The organism is Anabaena sp. 90, assembly GCF_000312705.1.
GTDB classification, from domain to species: domain Bacteria; phylum Cyanobacteriota; class Cyanobacteriia; order Cyanobacteriales; family Nostocaceae; genus Dolichospermum; species Dolichospermum lemmermannii.
Genome location: NC_019439.1, coordinates 174,237 through 195,400, shown reverse-complemented (window position 1 = coordinate 195,400; position 21,164 = coordinate 174,237). Strand labels below are relative to the sequence as shown.

At 37.1% G+C, this 21,164-nt stretch carries 19 protein-coding genes and 1 tRNA gene; 8 read left to right on the top strand and 12 right to left on the bottom strand.

Annotated elements, in window-relative coordinates; all coding sequences use genetic code 11:
* Positions 1 to 10 precede the first annotated feature (10 nt).
* Complete coding sequence (lnt, locus tag ANA_RS19690; RefSeq protein ID WP_015083177.1) at positions 11 to 1,576, top strand: apolipoprotein N-acyltransferase; 1,566 nt, start codon at positions 11 to 13, stop codon at positions 1,574 to 1,576.
* A 212-nt stretch (positions 1,577 to 1,788) separates the two neighbouring features.
* On the opposite strand, the gene ANA_RS19685 is transcribed toward lnt, so the two are convergent.
* The 8 genes from ANA_RS19685 to ANA_RS19650 form a co-directional block, all read right to left on the bottom strand.
* Positions 1,789 to 2,004 (bottom strand): hypothetical protein, encoded by a 216-nt coding sequence (locus tag ANA_RS19685; protein WP_015083176.1) that lies wholly within the window; start codon positions 2,002 to 2,004, stop codon positions 1,789 to 1,791.
* Between the two features lie 31 nt (positions 2,005 to 2,035).
* A complete protein-coding gene (locus tag ANA_RS19680; RefSeq protein ID WP_174782907.1) occupies positions 2,036 to 2,269 on the bottom strand; it encodes a Tse2 family ADP-ribosyltransferase toxin in 234 nt (77 codons plus the stop codon).
* A gap of 287 nt (positions 2,270 to 2,556) precedes the next feature.
* Entirely contained in the window at positions 2,557 to 3,690 is a 1,134-nt protein-coding gene (locus tag ANA_RS19675; RefSeq protein WP_015078025.1) for an ISAs1-like element ISAsp2 family transposase, read from the bottom strand.
* Between the two features lie 325 nt (positions 3,691 to 4,015).
* Positions 4,016 to 4,792 carry a hypothetical protein gene (locus ANA_RS19670; RefSeq protein WP_015083175.1) on the bottom strand — a complete coding sequence of 259 codons (777 nt, stop codon included), beginning with the start codon at positions 4,790 to 4,792 and terminating at the stop codon, positions 4,016 to 4,018.
* Between the two features lie 6 nt (positions 4,793 to 4,798).
* Positions 4,799 to 5,032 (bottom strand): 2Fe-2S iron-sulfur cluster-binding protein, encoded by a 234-nt coding sequence (locus ANA_RS19665; protein ID WP_015083174.1) that lies wholly within the window; start codon positions 5,030 to 5,032, stop codon positions 4,799 to 4,801.
* A 70-nt stretch (positions 5,033 to 5,102) separates the two neighbouring features.
* The gene (locus ANA_RS19660; RefSeq protein WP_015083173.1) at positions 5,103 to 10,190 is read right to left on the bottom strand and encodes an nSTAND1 domain-containing NTPase; all 5,088 of its coding nucleotides are present in this window, start codon (positions 10,188 to 10,190) and stop codon (positions 5,103 to 5,105) included.
* Positions 10,160 to 11,497: a P-loop NTPase fold protein gene (locus ANA_RS19655; RefSeq protein WP_015083172.1), complete on the bottom strand. Its 1,338-nt coding sequence runs from the start codon at positions 11,495 to 11,497 to the stop codon at positions 10,160 to 10,162. The genes ANA_RS19660 and ANA_RS19655 overlap by 31 nt, the downstream gene beginning before the upstream one ends.
* A 361-nt stretch (positions 11,498 to 11,858) precedes the next feature.
* Positions 11,859 to 12,062, bottom strand: coding sequence for a hypothetical protein (locus tag ANA_RS19650; protein WP_015083171.1), 204 nt, complete (start codon positions 12,060 to 12,062; stop codon positions 11,859 to 11,861).
* A gap of 812 nt (positions 12,063 to 12,874) precedes the next feature.
* Here ANA_RS19650 and tatC point away from each other — a divergent pair.
* Positions 12,875 to 13,657, top strand: coding sequence for a twin-arginine translocase subunit TatC (gene tatC / locus ANA_RS19645; protein WP_015083170.1), 783 nt, complete (start codon positions 12,875 to 12,877; stop codon positions 13,655 to 13,657).
* 324 nt (positions 13,658 to 13,981) lie between these two features.
* A complete protein-coding gene (gene pdhA / locus ANA_RS19640) occupies positions 13,982 to 15,019 on the top strand; it encodes a pyruvate dehydrogenase (acetyl-transferring) E1 component subunit alpha (protein ID WP_015083169.1) in 1,038 nt (345 codons plus the stop codon).
* A 115-nt stretch (positions 15,020 to 15,134) separates the two neighbouring features.
* On the opposite strand, the gene ANA_RS19635 is transcribed toward pdhA, so the two are convergent.
* Complete coding sequence (locus tag ANA_RS19635; protein ID WP_235082117.1) at positions 15,135 to 15,425, bottom strand: CAP domain-containing protein; 291 nt, start codon at positions 15,423 to 15,425, stop codon at positions 15,135 to 15,137.
* Positions 15,426 to 15,685: 260 nt separating this feature from the next.
* Between ANA_RS19635 and ANA_RS19630 the strand changes: the two genes are divergently transcribed.
* Together ANA_RS19630 and ANA_RS19625 are read left to right on the top strand one after the other, a co-directional pair.
* Positions 15,686 to 16,555, top strand: a complete 870-nt coding sequence (locus tag ANA_RS19630) for an aldose epimerase family protein (RefSeq protein WP_015083167.1) — start codon at positions 15,686 to 15,688, stop codon at positions 16,553 to 16,555.
* Between the two features lie 62 nt (positions 16,556 to 16,617).
* A tRNA-Lys gene (locus ANA_RS19625) sits at positions 16,618 to 16,689 on the top strand.
* A gap of 127 nt (positions 16,690 to 16,816) precedes the next feature.
* Here ANA_RS19625 and ANA_RS19620 read toward each other — a convergent pair.
* Both ANA_RS19620 and ANA_RS26735 read right to left on the bottom strand, forming a co-directional pair.
* The gene (locus ANA_RS19620) at positions 16,817 to 17,059 is read right to left on the bottom strand and encodes a YgiT-type zinc finger protein (protein ID WP_015083166.1); all 243 of its coding nucleotides are present in this window, start codon (positions 17,057 to 17,059) and stop codon (positions 16,817 to 16,819) included.
* Between the two features lie 19 nt (positions 17,060 to 17,078).
* Entirely contained in the window at positions 17,079 to 17,471 is a 393-nt protein-coding gene (locus ANA_RS26735; RefSeq protein WP_158310557.1) for a hypothetical protein, read from the bottom strand.
* 473 nt (positions 17,472 to 17,944) lie between these two features.
* Between ANA_RS26735 and ANA_RS19610 the strand changes: the two genes are divergently transcribed.
* From ANA_RS19610 to ANA_RS27175, 3 genes are all read left to right on the top strand, one after another.
* Positions 17,945 to 18,904, top strand: a complete 960-nt coding sequence (locus tag ANA_RS19610) for an FTR1 family iron permease (RefSeq protein ID WP_015083164.1) — start codon at positions 17,945 to 17,947, stop codon at positions 18,902 to 18,904.
* A 695-nt stretch (positions 18,905 to 19,599) separates the two neighbouring features.
* Positions 19,600 to 20,205 carry an ATP-dependent Clp endopeptidase proteolytic subunit ClpP gene (clpP, locus tag ANA_RS19605; protein WP_015083163.1) on the top strand — a complete coding sequence of 202 codons (606 nt, stop codon included), beginning with the start codon at positions 19,600 to 19,602 and terminating at the stop codon, positions 20,203 to 20,205.
* 25 nt (positions 20,206 to 20,230) lie between these two features.
* Positions 20,231 to 20,377 (top strand): hypothetical protein, encoded by a 147-nt coding sequence (locus ANA_RS27175; RefSeq protein ID WP_168654023.1) that lies wholly within the window; start codon positions 20,231 to 20,233, stop codon positions 20,375 to 20,377.
* A gap of 9 nt (positions 20,378 to 20,386) precedes the next feature.
* Here the strand turns inward: ANA_RS27175 and ANA_RS19600 are convergent, their stop codons facing one another.
* The gene (locus tag ANA_RS19600) at positions 20,387 to 21,088 is read right to left on the bottom strand and encodes a hypothetical protein (RefSeq protein ID WP_015083162.1); all 702 of its coding nucleotides are present in this window, start codon (positions 21,086 to 21,088) and stop codon (positions 20,387 to 20,389) included.
* Positions 21,089 to 21,164 lie beyond the last annotated feature (76 nt).

Here is a 21,164-nt window from a genome sequence, read left to right as displayed (position 1 = left end):
ACACAAGGAGATGATCAAACTCGGACAGCAACAGATTTCTAAATCCATTAAATATTATACCTTATCTTTTATCAGTGGCATATTCATGGGAACGACCGTTGCCCCTATTGGTGCATGGTTTCTAGCCTGGATTGCCCTTGTTCCCTTGTGGCTATTAGTTATTAAATATACATCCAAAACAGATCCCCCTGCCCCGCGCCCTGGGTTCCTGAGCGAAGTCGAAGGGCTGCCCCTTGCCCTAATTTGGGGTATCGGTTATCACGGAGTTGCCTTGTCATGGATTACAGGGATTCATCCAATGGATTGGTTAGGTGTCCCCTGGTTGCCTAGTTTAATTATTACCCTCCTTTGTTGGGCATTTATTAGCCTTTGGGGGGGGATATTAGTCTCTGTTTGGGCAGCTTTAATGGTGCGTCTAGATAGGGGAAATCCTTGGTTGCGTGTTCTATTTGGTACGGCCATTTGGTGTGGCTTAGAAAGCCTCTGGAGTGCAAGTCCTCTATGGTGGAGTTCTCTGGCTTACACTCAATCACCGCAAAATCTCGTAATTTTACATTTAGGACAGCTTTCAGGACCAAATACTGTTACTGCGGTAATTGTGGCGTTTAATGGGTTAATTGCGGAATATCTCACGCAGAGACGCAAAGGCGCAAAGGAAGAAAGAATTACTATTTATTCGGCTCTTTCTCTATTTATTTTGGCTCATTTAATTGGTTTTATTCTCTATAGTCAACCGTTGACGGAAGGTGCGAATACGGCTATAAAAATCGGTGTTATCCAAGGTAATATTCCTAATAAAATTAAGGTTCTTCCTGAAGGTTTGCGGCGGGCGATTACAGGATACACTGAAGGATATTTAAATTTAACTAATCAAGAGGTCAAAGCTGTTCTTATTCCAGAAGCTGCTATACCTATTTTTTCCCGTGATTTACTTCAAACTCCTTTATTCGCAGCTATTCGGGAAAAGGGTGTAATAGCTTGGATAGGTGCATTTGGTGAACAAGGAAGTAGTTATACAAATAGTTTATTTACGGTTCTTGGGAATGGGGCAATTACTAGCCGCTATGATAAATCTAAACTTGTGCCATTAGGAGAATATATTCCTTTTGAAAATATTTTAGGGGGAATTATTCAACGTCTATCACCGCTAGAAGCACACCAAGTTCCGGGTAAAGCCAAACAAATTTTTGATACTCCTTTCGGAAAAGCAATTATTGGTATTTGTTATGAATCTGCTTTTGCGGAAAACTTCCGATATCAAGCTTCTATGGGGGGAAAATTTATGCTCAGTTCTTCCAATGATGCCCATTATACGGCAGCAATGGCAAATCAACATCATGCCCAGGATATCATGCGGGCAATTGAAACTGATAGATGGGCTGTGAGGGCAACAAATACAGGTTATTCGGCATTTATTAATCCTCATGGGCAAACTCTCTGGAAATCGGCTTATAACACCTATCAAACTCATGCAGAAACTATTTATCCTCGTCAAACTCAGACTTTATATGTGCAGTGGGGTGATTGGTTGACCCCTTTATTGTTGCTTCTAAGTGCTTTAATTTGGCTTTTTTGATTTCCTCTCTACTGTATTTTCTCGTCCCAATAGAAAGTGGTCTGAAAATAGAAGTATTTGCTTGCGGATTAAGACTATCGTTTAGAGGTTGTTTGAAAAGTATTATATTAAACCAGTAATCTCCAAAAACCTAACCCCCCTACCCCCCTTCCCTGCAAGGGAATGGGGGTTTTAAAGCCTCTCCCCTTGCAGGGGAGAGGTTTGGAGAGGGGTCAGTCTATACATTCAAAACTTTTCAAACACCCTCTTAAACTATCATCTATTTTTTTGCGGAGTGATGATAAAAACATTATGTCATTTCCTAGATCAGAAACTTCATCTTCATATTCATCCAAGTCTTCAATTTGATTGATTCTTTCTTGGTATTTTACCATCAAATTATCAACAGCTTCGATCATAAATTTGATGTCTTTAAATGATAAATCCATAGCTAATTCCTTCTAGAGATGATTGTCACTACTATTCATTAACTTTAGAGAAATATGTGCCTATCTGTTGCAATACTTCTTTATAATCCTCCAATGGCATATCTTGAATGGGTTTCCACAGCCAATGATTATCATAGTCATTAACTAATTCTAGCTGTTCTGGTATTTTTGTTCCTGCTTGTAATTGCCACCAATTTTTACCATATCCTGGATTAGCAAATGTTGATATTCCGCCTGTTGATTCCCCATCTGCTAAAGTAGTCATAACCCACACAGGGGAAACGCATCTAAATTATCTTGACAGAATACTATATTAGTGCATCAATATGGGAAAATATCTAACTTCATTCAAAATCTGATAAATTCCTTTATTAAAATTATAAAAATTTCATAAATTTAGAGTAATTATTTATTTTTAATGATGGATTTATTTTGTTCAGTTCTATATATTAATATCTATATTTTTTGGCATCAAAAATATAGATTCTATTGTAGAATCAACAGAAAAATAAATTGGTTATATTTATATTTGTCTATATTTTCTGATTTTTATCAGATACATTCTAAAATCTTCTCTAAATATTCATCATCCCATCCTGCACAAAACTGCTTACTTTTAGTTCCTAGTTTTTGGCTTTTTTCTTTTCCTAAAAGATTAACTGCTATATGACGAATAACTGCAAAGTTTTGTGGTGCATTATCCTTTCTTATCCGACAATCATCTTCTCTAAAAGCTACATCTAAAACCCAGTGTAATGAATTCTCTATACCCCAATGAGTGCGGACTGATTCTCCTAGTAATTTCGCATTATTTGTCAAACTACTTATATAATAGCCTGTCTCAACCTTCGTTTTTCCATTAACTTTTCGTATATATTCTACCATTCCTACACTTTGAAGATTTACCCATTTCTTATCAGTATCTATTCTTTCTTCTATGTCTGATAACATGAGATAATGACGAATCTCTTCTCTTCCATGTTTGTCTTCTTTTGTATGAAATTCACTATATTTGAATCCCTCAAACCCTTTAGATATAGCTTCTTTGAAGATTTCTTCTACATTCTTATATAAATTACCTTGATTCTTTTTGAGTGCGATAATATATTCGCCTGATTTTTCTGCAATTGATTTTACTATCTCTTTTTGACACCCCATCGCATCAATCGTTACTAAACATCCGGCTATATCTAATACTTTAATTAATTCCGGTATGGCTGTTATTTCATTTGACTTTTCTTCTACTTTACATTGTCCTAATACTAATTTATTACTAGTTGCCCATGCACTTACCATCTGAATCGCACCTTTATCCTTTCCTTTATCATATGAATGCCTTAATGTTTTCCCATCTATTGCTATGACTTCTCCTTCTGTAATTTTATTGATAGATTTTATCCAACTCAAAAAACAATTCTGAAATTGTTGCGGATCTATTCTCGCAAATACTCTGGCGAATGTATCATGAGATGGAATCCCGTTTGGAAGTTCTAAAAATTGTTTTAGCCATTTTTCTTTCTTTTTTCCATAAGCCTCCATCAATACCCAACTATCTACTCCACAGATCACTGCACAAATCGCAATGGTTACTATATCTATTAATTTATGCCTTTTTGTTCTCTCAACTCTTTTATCTTCTAAATCTTTAAAGTGATCTACTATTGTGATTTTTGGTGGTAGCTTCATTTTGTGAATTTTGTCTCTTTAGTTTTATTGAGAATACCACTTCAACTCATTTTATTGATTCTTATAGAAACGAATTTACCATCAAATTTTCTTCATACTCATTTATTGGCTTGATATTAACATGGTAATACTGCCCTTTTTATCTATTCATAGAAGTTACATTTTGTCAAAAAAAATTAGATGCGTTTCCCCTGATAACCCACACTTGCCCATCTTTATCATAGCAAGCTATATCTTTATTAGGGCGAACATTATCCATTCTGGGGGAATTGGCATTTCCTTGTCGATAAAGAGTAATTGGTGTATTGTCCATTAAAGTGGGCTTTTAGTCTTTAATTTGTGTCTTAAATAGCATAATGCTTGTCAAGATAAATGCCAAAAATATCGCTAAATTCCGCAATAAATCAATATTACTATGTTTAACAGCGATCGCTATTAATGCCCAAACCGTAACACCAGTATAGGGAATATCTTTGTACCTAATTGCAATCACAGCCGCAATCGTTGTTGCTATCACCAACATGATGATAGTCCAGACCTGACTATTAATACCCCAACCATTCCAACCATAAAAATATAGTGCAGAAGCCACATTTACCACAGTTGCCACAGAAATCCAACCCAAATAAATACTCACAGGATTATGCAAGCATAACTTTTTCGTTTGAGATACCCGCTTTTTGCCAATGCCTAAAATATGATAAATAGCCATCAGCGGTATGAGAATACCGAACATAGCCACAACAGAAAAAGCAAAAAGTCTAGATAAAAATAAATACACCCAAATACTTTGAAAAACAGAAGCAATCACTAACAGATAACCTGTTTTACGTAAATCTGCATCCTGTTTTTGGTTAGGTAGAAATTGATAAACTGCTAAAGCGAATAGTCCTAAATAAATCACTCCCCAAATGACAAAAGCATAGTTAGCAGGAATAATCAACACATCTTTAAATAAAGTGTTAGAAATTGCCCCTATACTCAGTCCATTTAAGGGAAAAATATTTGATGCTACATTCACCACAAAAGCACCAACAACAGCAACTAAAGTTATTAGTTGTCTGATAAAATCTTGATTATGATTGGAAGTAGATTGCTGCATAGATAATTACCAAGTTGGATCACTAAAAAGATGTATCGTTAATTTATCTTTTCCTGGTGGAACTGCGGTAATACAAGCCCGGATAACTTCACCATCATCTAATTCTACAGTACAAGCGTGACAAGTTCCCATCAGACAACCGGTAGGAATGGATACTCCAGCCCGTTCTGCGACATCTAACAACGGTTCTCCTACTTGGGCATTAACGGTGATATCATCTGGTAAAAAAGTAATTTGCATAGTCCTATATGGCTTTTTATTTGCTAAAGAATAGATGAAAAAGAAGAATTATAAATCACTAATTATTCCCCTAATTATTTTGACATAAAGTTCTATAACTTTCCTTTTTATAGGCATCGCTTCTGGTCAGGTTTGGATTATATAGTAGATAATTTTTTAATATATGGCAATTACTTTCCAGTAATCTTTCTAATGTCATATCCGATAACTTCCGTAAAATTACATGACTATTACCACTACCAGCCGCTAATATTTTACCATCTGGACTAAAACTAACGCTGCTTAAATCTTCTGCATCACCTTTTAAAACCATCATTAAAACACCTTCTTGATTCCACAACCTGATTTTATTATCACTGCTGACGGCTAGAGTTTTACCATCTGGACTAAACTTAACACTAATAAAACCATCACCATACCCCATCAGGGTTTTTTGTAATTGACCGTTCTCACTCCAAATTTTCACCGTACTATCAAGACTAACAGAAGCTAATAATTTACCATTAGGCGACCAGGCTACACCATTTACCCTGCGAGTATGACCAGTTAAATTTTTGATCATTTTGCCATTACTTGTCCATATTTTTACTGATTTATCATCACTAGCGGAGGCTAGAAATTTACCATTAGGACTAAAACTCACCCAATTAATAGCATCAGTATGACCATTTAAAGTTTTTAGTAATTTACCATCTTGATTCCATAATTTTATGGTTTTATCTTTACTAGCAGAAGCGATAATTTTACCATCTGGCGACCAAGCTACAGCTAAAACTAGATCATTATGACCAGATAATGTTTTTAATAATTTACCATCTTGATGCCATAATTTTATAGTTTTATCTTTACTAGCAGAAGCAATAATTTTACCATTAGGCGACCAAGCTACAGCCCAAACTTGATCATTATGGGCTATGAATTTTTTGAGTAATTTACCTTCCCGATTCCAGATTTTGATTGTTTTATCCAAACAAGCACCGGCAATAGTATTACTATCAGGACTAAAACTAATACTTGTTACCCAATCATTATTAGCTTGGGGATTAGGTAAAATTAGACTATCCCAACGCCACAAAATAATAGTTTTATCTCTACCAGCAGATGCTAAAGTTAGTCGGTCAGGGCTAAAACTAACACTATTTACCCAACCATTATGTCCTCGCAGAGTTCCTAGTAAATTACCATCAATACTCCAAACTCTAACTGTTTCATCCATACTAGCAGATGCTAGAGTATGACCGTCCCTGCTAAAATTGATACTAATAACACCGTTGCTATGTCCAGAAAGAGTTTTGAGTAATTGACCTTCTTGATTCCATAATTTGATTTTTTTATCTAAACTTGCAGAAGCCAAAATTTTACTATCACTAGACCAAGCTATAGCTAAAACAGCATCTTCATGGGCCGGTAAAGTTTTGATTAATTGACCTTTGCTACTCCACAATTTTATGGTTTTATCAGCACTGCTAGAAGCCAAAATTTTCCCATCATTAGACCAAGCTACGGCTAAAACAGCATCTTTATGACCAGATAATGTTTTTAGTAGTTTACCTTCTTGATTCCACAATTTTATGGTTTTATCGGTACTTGCAGAGGCGATAATTTGACCATCAGGATGGAAACTTACACTATTCACTATAGATGTATGACCTAGTAAAGTTTTCAGTAGTTTACCTTTTCGACTCCAAAGTTTAATTGTTTTGTCTTGACTAGCGGAAACTAACATTTGACTATCAGGACTAAAAATAACACTATTTACTACATCTTCATGTCCTGATAAAGTGTTGATTAAAAGACCATTAGGACTCCAAAGTTTAATTGTTGTATCTGCACTAGCTGAAGCTATTAAAGATTTATCTGCACTAAATGTCACCATTCTGATTCCCGACAAATGACCTTCTAAACGATTACGTTCTTTGACTCCATAAACCGCTTGATACAGTGCAGTTAATACCTTCTCTTGAGTAGAAGTATCTATCCATAGAGTTTTTTTTAATTTTTTTCCTGCTTTCAAACTTTCCTTGAGAGCATCAATACCTTTTTGAGAAGCAAATAAAGTCTCACTAGATGCACTTAGAGTTTTCATTTCACTATCTGTGGACGTAATTACAGAAGTAGTTAAGGCAAACATAGCAATAATAGAAGCTGTTAAGGCTATTTTCAGGGCAATATTTAATCTAATTGCACCCAAACGTTGTTTTTCTTGGCTATCGGCTAATTTTGCAAGTAACTCTTTTTCTTTTAATTCTGTGCGTAAATGTTGAATTTCTATTTGACTTGCTTCTTCTCGCTTTCGTAATTCTCTTAATTCTGCCAGTAAATTATCTCCTTGTGAATGGTGTGTCTGTTCTAAACTAACGCCGTTCTGAGTTTTTCTTAATTCACTTTTAAGCCGTTCAATTTCTTGATAACTATTTCTAACCTGATCCCGTAATGTATTAATTTGTGTTTGTAATCCAGATTCCTGTTGTTGTAAATAACGAATTAAGCTGACTAAATAATCATGAATTAATTGATAGCGTTCGGGAACATTGGGAAATATCACAACTAACCCGGAGCGAACTAAAATATCTAAAATCAATTCTAAGTTACTAGGATCTTCTAAATCTGAGAGTTCTAATGTTAATTCTGTCCGGGTTTTAAAAGGTCTTTTATTATGATCATCTGTTAATAAATATAAAACCAGGAGAGCCGCCCGTTCGTGTTCTTTTCCACATTCTTTAATTAATTCTTGAATATATGTTTGAATTAACTTATTGGGACGATATGCTTGATACTGGGCAAGGGTAGTAATATATTTATCTTGTAATTGTGCGCCCGCTAATTGCAATTCTATCGGACGAACTTCGCCCAGTTCTGAAGACAAATCAGCAACTAACGCATCAATTAAATCTGGTTCTAATTTGAGTTGGGATTGATTATGTGAACGTTCAGTTAATTTCTGAATGATTTTTCTGGCATTTTCAGGAGAAAAGTTATTAAGTTGATAACGAATATTTTTGTCAAGAATATTATTATTAATTGTTTCGATTGATGAAAGACATTTAAAATCTAGAAGGCGATGTAAATAATCTTCGCGCAAAGTCAAAATAACTTTCACAAAAGATACCCCTAAACAATCACTAATAAATTGATCAAATATTTGTTTTTTCTGAATATCTGTATCACCAAAGAAAAATTCTTCAAATTGGTCAAAAATTAACACTGTAATTAAATGATTATCTGCATTTTCCCGTAATTGTTGCAAAATACTATTAATAGTTGTAGGTATAGAAATATCAGATCGAAATTCTGTTTCCATAGCTGCTATTTTTTGCATTTCTAACATGGCCTTGGTAAAAGATTTACCTAATTCTCCTAACCAATCTGTATAGACTTGCAGGACAACTGGTACAGCAATTTGATCACCAACAGCCCGGTTTTGTAGTGCGGGAACTAAGCCAGCCGTAACAGTAGAACTTTTACCAACACCTGACTGTCCATGAATAACTATTAATTTTTGGTCTGCACGACTAATTCTCCCAATTAAGTTATTAACATCATATTCTCTACCAGAAGCGGCAATTTCTAAGGCTATACTATTACTAGCAAATGTAGATATTAAAGTGGGGTTAGTGACTTGTCTTTGCGGTTGTAACCGTCCAGCCCCAATAAAGGGGACAAAACCATATTGTTGTTCTACAGAACGGAGTTTTTGTTTAATAATATAGGCTTGAAGATAGTGTCCTATTTGAAAGTATAATGATCTTAAATTATGTAATAAGCGAATATAACGATGGGCATCATATTTATGTTCACTTTTTTCTAAAGCTGATGACAGTTGTTGAGATGCTGCATTTATATATTCTTTTGCTACCGTTATTTGTCCTAGATGATTGAGGGCTTCTGCTAAAGTTAATAAATAAATTTGTTCTAATATCAGAGGAAATAAATAATGATTTGATTCTGGGTGATTTTTTTCTGTTTCTAATTGTATTATTGATATATGCGCTAAAATACTAGCTTGTATCCAGTTGGAATTATGTACGGCTACCTGTGCTAAAAAACCATAATCACAAGCTAATTGAATTTTCCTACCATATATTTGATGTAATTCTAGGGATTTTTTAGCGACAACTTCTAATACTGCCCATGATTTTAAACTATATAAGACTTCTAATAATTGTTCAATAAATTCCGAAACTAAATCTATCCGTCCAGCAATTTCAAATGTTTGTAAACATTGCTGAAAATATGTTTTAGCTGATTGCCAATATCTTTCTCTTGATTTGGGATTTTGTTCGGCAAGACGACAGCAACATAATCCAATATAAAATAATAAAATTGACTGTTTTAAAAGATAAGCATAGGATGAATCAGATAGTTCCGCTGTTCTATCAGTTGCATATTCTGTTAGCCATAAGTTTTCTTGATGATGCCAAAAACGCAAACTTTTCTGAAAGTTATTTAGGGCAGAATCAATCCGATTATTGACATAATCATCTATGCCAAAAATAAATTCTAACCTAGCATTTAATTCTGCTTCGATTTTCATCCCCCTATCATACAATTCTTTAATTGCATAATGCAGTTGATCACTGCTAATCCATACTTGTTCTAAGGTGACAGGATTACCTTGTGCATAATTACTTTGTAAAACTCTCGTAAATAGATCGTCAGTTTCTTGGTGGAGAAATTCTAGTAATCCAATAGAGGTCATTTCAAATCTAATTGGTGTAGCTGCCCAACTGGCAAAATCGGGAGCTAACCGCAGGATTTTCTGTAACACTTCATCATTTACCCAAAAAATCATGGGGATTTGATAACGTTTACGAAATTCATCTCGGACTTGATTAATGGAACGCAGGAGATCATCTATTCCATAGATTGATTCAAACCCCATAATCATTAATCCGGCAGGTTGATTAATGGTAAGTTGTGATTGAATTGTGGTATATAAACTTGTAGCATTTTGGGCTAAAGTAATACTTTGAATACGCTCATTTCCCCAACCATTAATTGCTAGTTGTTGCCGGATTATATCTCGCAGAAATTCGTAGTTACAGCACAGCAAGATAACTGAAAACTGATTTTTAGAAAAGGTAATTGCTCTTTCTAAACTACGTAAAGACTGTTGATTCGCAGCGATTATATTCTCTGCTTGCTGTCTTTTAACCATAATTTAAATTTTTCGGTTTCTGCTAAAACTGGGTTAAGTGCAAACCAAACACCCTGGTGATCACGATATTCAAATACGAATAAACTCCGTAATAAAATATCGTACTCTACATTGCCTCTAACTCGTTGATCTTGGATTACCTGCAAGATTAATTCACTTTCATCCAGATCAATGGCATTAGCCCGGTAATCTCGTTGTCTTTGGATTACTAATTCTACACATTTGCGGTCAAAAGGTGGATCTTGTTCTCGTAAACAATCAAATAGTAGCCCTAATAAGTCGCGGACATGACCACCACTAATCAAACACAAACGATCTAGAGTATCTAGATGATCAAATAATTGGGTAACTAAATTTAAACGATCTGTTGGTGATCTGTCAGGAAAGGCTCTTGCTAATACCATTTGTCGCATTAATCCTAGTCCTTCTGTATTAATTTCTCCAGAACGTTGCCGCACGGGAATCATTGGTAATACTTTCGGTGCAACTCCACCTCCTAAACGATGTTGTAGTTCCGCACTATCATTAGAAAATGTCAAAGCTAAGGGAATTGTGTAAACTATGTGGCAATTCAATTTTCTTAATTGTTCTCCTCGATCAATGAATAAGTATTCTGGTAGCGATCGCCCAGACGGTAAAGGACGAACCGCCACCCGATCCAAGTTATCCACAATCACCACCAATCCCTTCTTCCCCCTAGCTTTTAGCTCCAAATTAGCCCGATCTAATAGCTCTTGATTAATTGATTGTAAGATATTTTCTGTGCGTGGTTCTAGATAGTCTCTTAACCGTCTGCGTAACTGAGGACTTTCTTTAGTTTTCGCCGTAATTTTGGCAATCCCCACAGATAATTCCGCTTCTACCCCCAGTTCTAAAGGCGTTTGCAAAAAATCTACCAACTCCCTAAACAACTTAGTAAAGTAACTAGGTTGGACACGCAGTTTCATCGCTTCCAAGTTTTCACTCACCAAACCCGCGATCGCTAATAGAATATCTGTAATATCTATATCTACCATTTCTAAAACATGGGTAGACTCAAAATAGACAACATGAAAATCTTGCGCTTCCAACTCGGCTTTGAGTCGTAGCAATTCCGTAGATTTTCCACAGCCCAAATGTCCCGTAAATAATTGACAGGTTGGTATATTTGGGGAAATCTTCGTAATAGTCCGCAGCAGAGCTTCAATAATTTTTCCCCCACGGACTGAAGTAAAATCAATATAATACATCCGGTCGTCTACGTTCTCAATCATCAACGGCCGGGAAGGATTACAAGCTTGATAAAATCTTTCTAAGTTAAGAAGCATAAAAAATTAATTCACGCTGTAATGGTCATAACATGATCTGTCACTATCTCTTTTACAGTGGAAAACCGAACATATCCGCAAAAACCAGGTATAGAAACATAACTAATTTTAGATTTTTCTTCACATCTTCACGCAAGAAAATCCAAAATTAGTATTTACTTGAATACATTCAGAACAAAATCAAAAAAGTAGTAGTCCCTGATAAACAAGCATAGATAACATCTGGATGACTCCCTCTACCGAAGCCAACCAAAATATATCCAATATTGAAAGTTGAGAAAAAATCTGATGATCTGATAAATCTCGCTTAACGCTAATTATTTAAGCTCGGTTACAAATATTACTTTGTAATCAAAAAATATTAGTCCTTGCATTTACCTTTACGTAAACAATCTCCTTGTGGCTCATCTCTACCAGAGACATTAACCACTAACTGTGATTGAGTATAATTTTCGATTCTTGCTTGAGCATTATCTCTAGACAGCTTATTCCCTGCAAAACAAGCACTGGAATTGCACAGATAAACTGACAACACCATTAGTCCTACACCAATTGTTTTTTTCATATCTAAATTCGATTCAGATTTCTATTGCGTAATCAGCAACATTATTTTGATCAATCGTGAAAACTTATTAATCAGCTAATAGTTCTAAAAATTGCCAGAAAAATCTGTTTATAGTCTCAAATAAGACACTACAAAGAATGCAACCTTAAAGCGCATTAGTATATCTATGTCTAGTCAGTACAGAAGTAAATCAAGATTTATACTTGGTTTTACCCAACTACATCCTTGATTGATCCCAGACTGAGATAAACAAGTTATTGTTTTCATTGATTCACAGATTAAAGTTATATCTGTGATGGACAAATCCACTCTTACCCCCCTGGCAGAGTTAATTTAACCACAAGACAACGTGCTTGATACGTATACATTTACTATGGGAAAATCCCGGATAAAAAAATCTTTTTTTGACCAGAAACAAATATAAATATTATCCGTCAACATAGAACAGAACGTAATTTAAAGTACATTTGTATTTAATCGTAAATTTAGAGTATTTTTTTTAAAGCATAAAAAAACCAGATTTAACAAGCTATACAGCTAGGAAATACTGCATAAAAGGATATAAGATCTGCAATTAATACTTATGTATCAAGTAGTAATAATTTAGAAATACACAAAGTAAATTTTGTGCTAATTAATACAGATGTAAAATTAAAGTCCAAATGTAAAAATAAAAATAGAAATAGAAATGCTACCAAAAATAAATACGGCTATTTTCGTGAATTATTTACAACTTCAAAAGTTTTCGAGCGGATTCCCTATAAAATAGTGAACGAAGATTGCCTAACAAATGTTTCCCACTTTTCCTACTCATGACCTCTTCACAAGACGTAGATACCATAAATTCCCCCGGCTTAGACCCAGAACCATCTATTAACCCGCTAGATGAATTACCAGGTGAAGTGGAAATGTCCATATTTGACCACCTGGAGGAGTTGCGGCAAAGAATTTTCTATGCCCTCATAGTGGTAGTAGTGGGTATTATCGGTTGTTTTATTTTCGTCAAACCCCTAGTACAACTACTAGAAGTTCCTGCTCACGGCGTTAAATTTCTGCAATTAGCTCCGGGAGAATTTTTCTTTGTCTCCATGAAAGTTGCTGCTTACGGTGGTTTAATCCTGGCTACTCCCTTCATTCTTTATCAAATTATCCAGTTTATACTTCCTGGCCTCACCGTGCGGGAACGGCGTTTAGTCATCCCTGTGGTGCTAGGTTCAAGCGTATTATTTGTATGCGGCTTAATTTTTGCTGACATTGCACTCATTCCCGCTGCTTTACAATTCTTCATTAATTATGGTGCTGATGTTGTTGAGCAACTTTGGTCAATTGACAAGTATTTTGACTTTGTGTTGTTATTGTTATTCACCACAGGACTAGCATTTCAAGTTCCAGTTATTCAAATTTTGCTCGCTACCTTGGGAATTGTCTCCTCACAAATCATGTTGAAAGGTTGGCGTTATGTAATTATGACAGCAGTAATTTTAGGAGCAGTGCTGACACCTTCTACCGATCCTCTGACCCAAAGTCTTTTAGCTGGTGCGGTTTTAGGACTATACTTTGGGGGGATTGGACTAGTCAAAATCATTGGCAAATAATTCAAGTTGTCAGTTGTCCGTTGTCCGTTGTCCGTTGCTGCAAAAAAAATCATACAATTGATGAGTTTATTCATTCTCATCTGCGTTTATCTGCGTTTATCTGCGTTTGATTATTCTTAAAATATGATTTCATGTAGCTTCATCTTAACTTACGTGATGAAATTACGTTAATTGTTAATCGCTATGCAGAAAGCCAGTTATCCTCATTGCTATCCTATAAAATGAGGCTTGATAAATTAGTTTTGTCAACGCTGGCTAATTTATAGCTAACGTTATCTAAAACCAACTTAACTTTAACTTTTACAATAGGGATACTTCACCAGCATGGCTCAAGAGCGCACGTTACCCACATTTAATACTGCCACAGTCCAAATCACCAAAGAAGAAGGATTGGGCTTATACGAAGATATGACACTAGGACGTTTATTTGAAGATAAATGTGCCGAAATGTACTATAGAGGAAAAATGTTTGGTTTTGTCCACCTATACAACGGACAAGAAGCAGTTTGTAGCGGCATTGTCAAAGGTGCAATGCGCCCCGGTGAAGATTTCGTTTCCAGCACCTACCGTGACCACGTTCATGCTTTAAGCGCAGGAGTTCCCGCCCGCGAAGTTATGGCAGAATTATTTGGTAAAGCCACAGGTTGCAGTAAAGGGCGCGGTGGTTCTATGCATATGTTTTCTGCGGAACATCGCCTATTAGGTGGTTATGCTTTCGTAGCCGAAGGTATTCCCGTCGCTGCTGGTGCAGCTTTCCAATCTAAATATCGTCGGGAAGTTCTGGGAGACAAAACCGCAGACCAAGTAACCGCTTGCTTCTTTGGTGACGGTGCTGCTAACAACGGTCAATTTTTTGAAACATTGAATATGGCAGCTTTATGGAAATTGCCAATTCTCTTTGTGGTCGAAAATAATAAGTGGGCAATTGGTATGTCTCACGAACGGGCAACTTCCCAACCAGAGATATACAAAAAAGCCAGTGTGTTTAACATGGTGGGTGTGGAAGTAGACGGTATGGATGTTTTAGCAGTGCGTCAGGTGGCTCAGGAAGCCGTAGCCCGCGCCCGTGCAGGAGAAGGTCCAACTTTAATTGAAGCTCTGACCTATCGCTTCCGGGGTCATTCTCTAGCTGACCCAGACGAAATGCGAAGCAAAGAAGAAAAAGAATTTTGGTTTGCTCGTGACCCCATTAAAAAGTTAGCTGCTTATTTGCTGGAACAAAATCTAGCTACAGAAGCAGAACTCAAAGATATTGAAAAGAAAATTCAGGCTGTAATTGAGGACGCGGTTAAATTTGCCCAAAGCAGCCCTGAACCAGATCCTAGCGAGTTATATCGCTTCATTTTTGCCGAAGACGTTTAAATTGAGAACTGGGGACTGGGGACTGGGGAAAATATCCAATACCCTATGCCCTATGCCCCAGATACAGTTGACGAATTCCCTGGCGCGGATTTCTTACCAAGATTCTCAAAAATAGCTATGCACCAAAGTTTTGTGTCCAATAGAATGTATTTCCGTAAGCATATGCAATCCCAACATCACGAAAGTTAGGATCAAGAATATTTTGACGATGACCTGCACTATTCATCCAAGATTGCATTACCTCTTGAGCAGAGGTTTGACCATATGCAATATTCTCTCCAGCCCACCGATAATTATAGCCATATCGCCTCATCCGATCTACCATTAATGAACCATCAGAACCAGTGTGGCTTAGACGGTTATGCCGAGCCATATCGTTGGAATGGGCTTGAGCAGCCGCTATCAATTTTGAGTTAAGTCTAAGGAGTGATAATCCTGCTCTGAATCTTTCATTATTAAGAGGTTGTTTGAAAAGTATTAGATGAAACCAACAATCTCCAAGAAATTGAAAAATCAATATCAAACCTGCCCCTATTTGTCGCGCAAAGTGCTGTAATAGGAGGTGAATGGAAAAAGGCGTGAGACGGAAAGCTTAGTTAGCGAGTCATGTTTTGCGAACGGGTATCTGCCCAATCACCAATTACCTATCACCAATCACCAAAAATCATGTTTACCATTGACATTCAAGAACAACAATACAAAACCTACATCCTGTCTGATAAAACCGCTGGTACACAAATAGAAGTTGTCCCAGAAAGAGGTGGTATCATCACTCGTTGGCTGGTGCAAGGTCAAGAAATATTTTACCTAGACGCTGAACGCTTTACTCATCCTGATTTGAGCGTTAGAGGTGGTAATCCCATTTTGTTTCCTCTTTGCGGTAACTTACCTGATAATACTTACAGCGTTGACGGAAAACCGTATACTATCAAACAACATGGCTTTGCGCGGGAATTGCCTTGGACAGCAACAGCGCAAAATACTGAAGGTAAGGCTAGTCTAACTGTAGTTCTCAGCAGCAACGAGGAAACAAAGGCAGTTTATCCTTTTGATTTTCAATTGGCTTTTACCTACGAACTCCAAGGGAATACCTTAGTAGTGCGTCAGGAATATAAAAATCTGTCATCTACACCCATGCCATTTTCCGCTGGTTTCCACCCTTATTTTCTCTGTGGTGACAAAAATCAGCTAGAAGTGGAACTTCCTTCCACACGATATCAAGATAACAAAACTAAGGAGTTTCACACCTTTGACGGCAAATTCGACTTTAACCAAGATGAAATTGATTTTGCTTTTGGGGGACTCACCAGTAAATCAGCCACAGTCACAGATAACAGCCGCAGGTTGAAGCTAACCCTCGATTACGATGATTTCTCTACCTGGTTGGTGTTTTGGACTGTTAAAGGCAAAGAATTCTACTGTCTAGAGCCTTGGAGTGCCACCCGCAATGCTTTCAACACTGGTGAAAACCTGACTGTGTTAGCTCCTGGAGCTAGTTGTACTGCTTCTTTTGGATTAACGGCAAATCTTTTTTGAAAACCCCTTGACAAAACCATGGCTGTTGATGGTATATTGATAAAGTTGGAAAAACAGCAAAAGGGTGGCTAACTCAACGGTAGAGTACTCGGCTTTTAACCGATTTGTTCCGGGTTCGAATCCCGGGCCACCCATTCTCAAGACTCAAGCATAATTGCCTGTGACAATTGCAAGATGTAAGATTATTCATAGACTAAAAACTTATTAACATCTTCACAGTTATCAAACTTAGAATAAAATTCTTCAGCCTTCCTTGATTAATTAAACAGAAATGCGGAAAGATTGACCAATCACTTGAAAATCTTCTGTTTGTTGATTTCTAAGTTTGGCACGAATTTGAGTAAATTGGCTAACAACGTCTGGTTTATAGAGCTTTTCTCCACATTTTGAACAAACTTCTGCTTCTACATGGATAACGGCGGTGTTATTTCCTCCTTTTAGCATTTTTTCAATTTGCTTAGTTTCTAACTCACCTTGACAAGTGGGACATTTTTGGTTTTTCATGTTACTACTTCCTGATGTGTCAATTAATCCAGTGTTGAGGCTGAGAACTATCAACAGTGACTAAAATTGCAGTGCTGCTATTCTGATCATAGCCTCTAATTTTGTGAATAGGTTGACGGGCAATATTTTCTCGGTAAGTTAAATCAGGAGGATAGGGTTGATTATTGGGTTGTTTTTCGATAATTTCGTTGTATCTGACACAATGAAAGATTTTATTCCAGGGAAGTCTATTATTTTCTGCTTTTTCATTAGTAAGTAACCGAGATTTGGGGGATAGTTTACTGGAAAGTACGGATATGAGTGGTAGGATACAAGGGGAAGCATTATAAGAGTCTAGGCTGAAAACCCTATAATGTCTTTTTTCCCTAATTTGATTAAGAAAAGTGATGTTTTGCCTAATTTTAGGCAACAAAAACTTATCTTTGCTTTTGCCTAATTACTTAGTCATCTTTTTTCTTGCCTTTTCCCACTTTTTCAGCAAGCCCTAACTAATAAAGTCAGTAACCCAGCCCTAAAGGGACTGAGCTTGCAAGAGTAATCAAGCAAGCTGTGCTGACCAGACCACCCTGAGCTTAGTCTCATGGTAGCCGTTATTTGAGTCACGACACCTGGGAATGCGTAGCTAGTTCCCCGCTCTGTCGCTTGTGATTAAACAGTTCTAAGGTCACTGGAACAGTGTTGCAAGTCTAACAAGCTCTTAGAACAGGTCGTTCGCGCCAGCGTGCCGGAGGCATCTAGCTAACATTACCCCAGAAATGGGAGTTGGTTTCCAGGTTCCAATCAAAAATCTGGTTTCAATTTTAATATCCACAGCGGTTAAAACCGCTCGTGTCGCTTCCCTCTCAGCCCTAAAGGGACTGAGTTTCCCGCTTGCCGTGTATTCTTATGAATTTTAGTACCGCTCTACCCACTTTTGTAATTACCCTGCGAGAAGGTGTCGAAGCCGCTTTAGTTGTGGGTATTGTTCTCGCATTATTAAAAAAAGCCCAACAATCTCGACTCAACCCTTGGGTTTATGCTGGCGTAATTGTTGGTATTATTGTCAGTGGCTTAATCGGTATTTTATTTACGGGGATCATTAAATTCTTAGGATCTATTAATCCTCAATATACCTCTGTTGTTGAGCCAACATTGGAAGGTGTATTTAGTGTTTTAGCAATAGTCATGCTGAGTTGGATGTTAATCTGGATGACAAAACAAGCCAGATTTATGAAAGCACAAGTTGAGGGAGCAGTTACCGACGCAATAGGCAAAAATTCCAATGCAGCTTGGGGAGTTTTTAGTTTAATTCTAGTCGCCATTGTCCGCGAAGGATTTGAAACTGTTCTCTTCGTTGCAGCTAATTTTCAACAAGGTTTATTGCCGACTTTAGGCGCACTTGGTGGTTTAGCCACAGCGTCAGTAATTGGCGTTTTATTATTTAAATGGGGTGTGAAAATTAATATTCGCCAATTCTTTCAAGTTATGGGCGTTTTATTAATATTAATTGTTTCTGGTTTAGTAGTTTCCGGTTTACAACATTTTGATGAAGCTACAGCTAATCTAGCTTTGAGTAGTCGTTCTTCAGAAAATCTTTGTTTCTATTATGAACACTTTACCAGAATTCACTCTTGTATCTTAGGTCCAATGGTTTGGAATGCTGAAAAAATCTTATCTGACGAACAGTTTCCCGGTATCATTCTCAAGTCCTTATTTGGTTATAGAGACAAAATCTATATTGTTCAAGCCGTGGGATATTTGGTATTTCTCATCAGTATTGGTGGGCTATATTTCCGCAGTATCACAGGTGGAGATAATCAGAATAGCAAAAATAAAGTCATGACTACTACCCCAGGGCGGAATTAAAAATAATAGATTGGTAATCAGGGAAAAGATTAAAATTTTTACCTATTCCCTGCGATGCACTGAGCTTGTCGATAGCGAAGCGTGGCGTAAGCCATAGTGTTCCGTCTAGGCTGCATTTTACTCCGAAACCTGGAAAGTCGAACTAATTACAGGACCCGACATTTCCGCAAGAGGTGAGACTGCCTTGGGATGTATTGGAGTAGTTTTACTCAATACGGCGATGAGTTGCAATAAAAATGTAATAAAGGCCGCTTGTATAAGTTTTTCTAGCATAATATCCCTCTCTTTATTTATATGGATGAGACTTCCATAGGAACTTGTTATTCTCAATACACTTTGTGTTATTGGTTTATCGGATTTGGTGAATATAATTTGAGAATAGCTCAGAAATCTGTGAAAAAATGTGATTCAGTTCTCTCTTTATATGCACCTGACAACGTGGACGTTTGTTTTTTCCAAAAAGTGTCCTGAAAATCCAAATTTATTTTTAAATCCCTGGGGATATCTCATTGTTTTACTCCAGTCACTCAATTAGCAAGAACCGTAATAATACTGATATTTGTGTAAAATATATTTCTTTACATGAGCTTCTATCTGCTCTCTTCACCCGGCTTGTCCTAATCTTAATTGGCAATTTCAACACAATTAGCCGTTGTCACCGATAGAATAAATGAAAAATAGCTAAAACACACTAAATGATTCCTATCGTTATTGAACAATCCGGCCGAGGCGAACGCGCCTTTGATATCTATTCACGGCTGTTGCGTGAGCGGATTATTTTTTTGGGAGAACAGGTTGATAGCAATCTGGCTAACTTGATTGTTGCCCAACTGCTGTTTTTAGATTCTGAGGACGCGGAGAAGGACATATATATGTACATTAATTCTCCTGGTGGTTCTGTGACAGCGGGAATGGGTATTTTTGACACCATGAAGCATATTCGCCCTGATGTCTGTACAATTTGTACTGGATTGGCGGCCAGTATGGGAGCTTTTCTCCTCAGCGCGGGTACAAAGGGTAAAAGGATGAGTTTACCCCATTCACGGATTATGATTCATCAACCCCTCGGTGGCGCTCAAGGACAAGCAACTGATATTGCAATTCAAGCCCGCGAAATTTTGTATCACAAGCAGCGGCTAAATGAATTTCTCGCTGATCATACTGGTCAACCATTTGAGCGGATTTCTGAAGATACCGAACGTGATTTCTTTATGTCTCCCGCCGAAGCCAAGGAATATGGCTTAATTGACCAAGTAATTGACCGTCATGCCGCCGGTAGTCGTCCTGTACCTCTAGTTTAGTTATTGGTCAGTTGTCAGTTGTCAGTTGTCAGTAGGGGCGAAGCATTTGGAAGATAAATTATCGATCATTGCCAAAAATAGTTCTCCAAATGCTTCGCCCGTACAGTTGTCAGTTGTCAATGAGAAAATTCTTCTTTCTTCTTTCTTCTTCCTCCTGACTCCTGACTCCTGACTCCTGATTCTAAAATCCCGCAATTGGATCTGGTTGAGATTTGAGGTAAGTGAGAAAATTTCGTAATTCTTCTTCACTCAGCAGAGAACGTCCTCGTTTACTGTAGGTTTTGACCAGATAATCTTTACCTTGTTCTGGTGTCCAGCCTAAGCGCTCGATTTCTACGTCTGTTTGGGCAATGACATCAGATAAATTTACTGGTTCATTATGTCTTTTCTTTTTACCGACGACTGACTGGACACCAGTATCCTCATAAGGGGTATAACTGCGAGGTGTAAATGGCGTGACATTACTAGGGGGGACTTCTGATAAAGGTGGATATTCTGGTTCTTGATGAGAAAATATTTCTGGTTCTGGAAATTTGGGATCAATTTCTTCTTCTGGTAGCGGTGGTGTATATATCTGTGTATTGTTAACAGGGGGAACAGGTTTTGATTCCTGGAAAGTGGGTTTTATTTGTGGAGTGGTAACTAATGGGGAGACAGATTTTGTGACTTCCCCCGGTGTATTTTTGACCCCCAAAACCGTTAAAGCTCTGTTTCTAGCCTGGTCTTCTGCTGCTTCTACTGTTTCTGCTCCTGCGATCGCCGTTGCCCTGGTGATACCTTCGAGTTGTATACTGACACGGACGATATATTTCCCTTGAAAAATTTCTATTAATTCTGAGATAATACTGCCGTTGGGGTACAAATTCTGGAATTGTGCCAACATCATACTTTCAACCATTTTTATCTAAATTTTCCTAATAACATAAATTGCTAGTCAGCGCACAACTGACAACTGACAA

What these genes read in the sequence shown, in the direction of transcription:
- lnt (WP_015083177.1), top strand. Translation starts at nt 11, where the DNA reads ATGATCAAACTCGGACAGCAACAGATTTCTAAATCCATTAAATATTAT.
- ANA_RS19685 (WP_015083176.1), bottom strand. Translation starts at nt 2,004, where the DNA reads ATGGATTTATCATTTAAAGACATCAAATTTATGATCGAAGCTGTTGAT.
- ANA_RS19680 (WP_174782907.1), bottom strand. Translation starts at nt 2,269, where the DNA reads ATGACTACTTTAGCAGATGGGGAATCAACAGGCGGAATATCAACATTT.
- ANA_RS19675 (WP_015078025.1), bottom strand. Translation starts at nt 3,690, where the DNA reads ATGAAGCTACCACCAAAAATCACAATAGTAGATCACTTTAAAGATTTA.
- ANA_RS19670 (WP_015083175.1), bottom strand. Translation starts at nt 4,792, where the DNA reads ATGCAGCAATCTACTTCCAATCATAATCAAGATTTTATCAGACAACTA.
- ANA_RS19665 (WP_015083174.1), bottom strand. Translation starts at nt 5,032, where the DNA reads ATGCAAATTACTTTTTTACCAGATGATATCACCGTTAATGCCCAAGTA.
- ANA_RS19660 (WP_015083173.1), bottom strand. Translation starts at nt 10,190, where the DNA reads ATGGTTAAAAGACAGCAAGCAGAGAATATAATCGCTGCGAATCAACAG.
- ANA_RS19655 (WP_015083172.1), bottom strand. Translation starts at nt 11,497, where the DNA reads ATGCTTCTTAACTTAGAAAGATTTTATCAAGCTTGTAATCCTTCCCGG.
- ANA_RS19650 (WP_015083171.1), bottom strand. Translation starts at nt 12,062, where the DNA reads ATGAAAAAAACAATTGGTGTAGGACTAATGGTGTTGTCAGTTTATCTG.
- tatC (WP_015083170.1), top strand. Translation starts at nt 12,875, where the DNA reads ATGACCTCTTCACAAGACGTAGATACCATAAATTCCCCCGGCTTAGAC.
- pdhA (WP_015083169.1), top strand. Translation starts at nt 13,982, where the DNA reads ATGGCTCAAGAGCGCACGTTACCCACATTTAATACTGCCACAGTCCAA.
- ANA_RS19630 (WP_015083167.1), top strand. Translation starts at nt 15,686, where the DNA reads ATGTTTACCATTGACATTCAAGAACAACAATACAAAACCTACATCCTG.
- ANA_RS19620 (WP_015083166.1), bottom strand. Translation starts at nt 17,059, where the DNA reads ATGAAAAACCAAAAATGTCCCACTTGTCAAGGTGAGTTAGAAACTAAG.
- ANA_RS19610 (WP_015083164.1), top strand. Translation starts at nt 17,945, where the DNA reads ATGAATTTTAGTACCGCTCTACCCACTTTTGTAATTACCCTGCGAGAA.
- clpP (WP_015083163.1), top strand. Translation starts at nt 19,600, where the DNA reads ATGATTCCTATCGTTATTGAACAATCCGGCCGAGGCGAACGCGCCTTT.
- ANA_RS19600 (WP_015083162.1), bottom strand. Translation starts at nt 21,088, where the DNA reads ATGTTGGCACAATTCCAGAATTTGTACCCCAACGGCAGTATTATCTCA.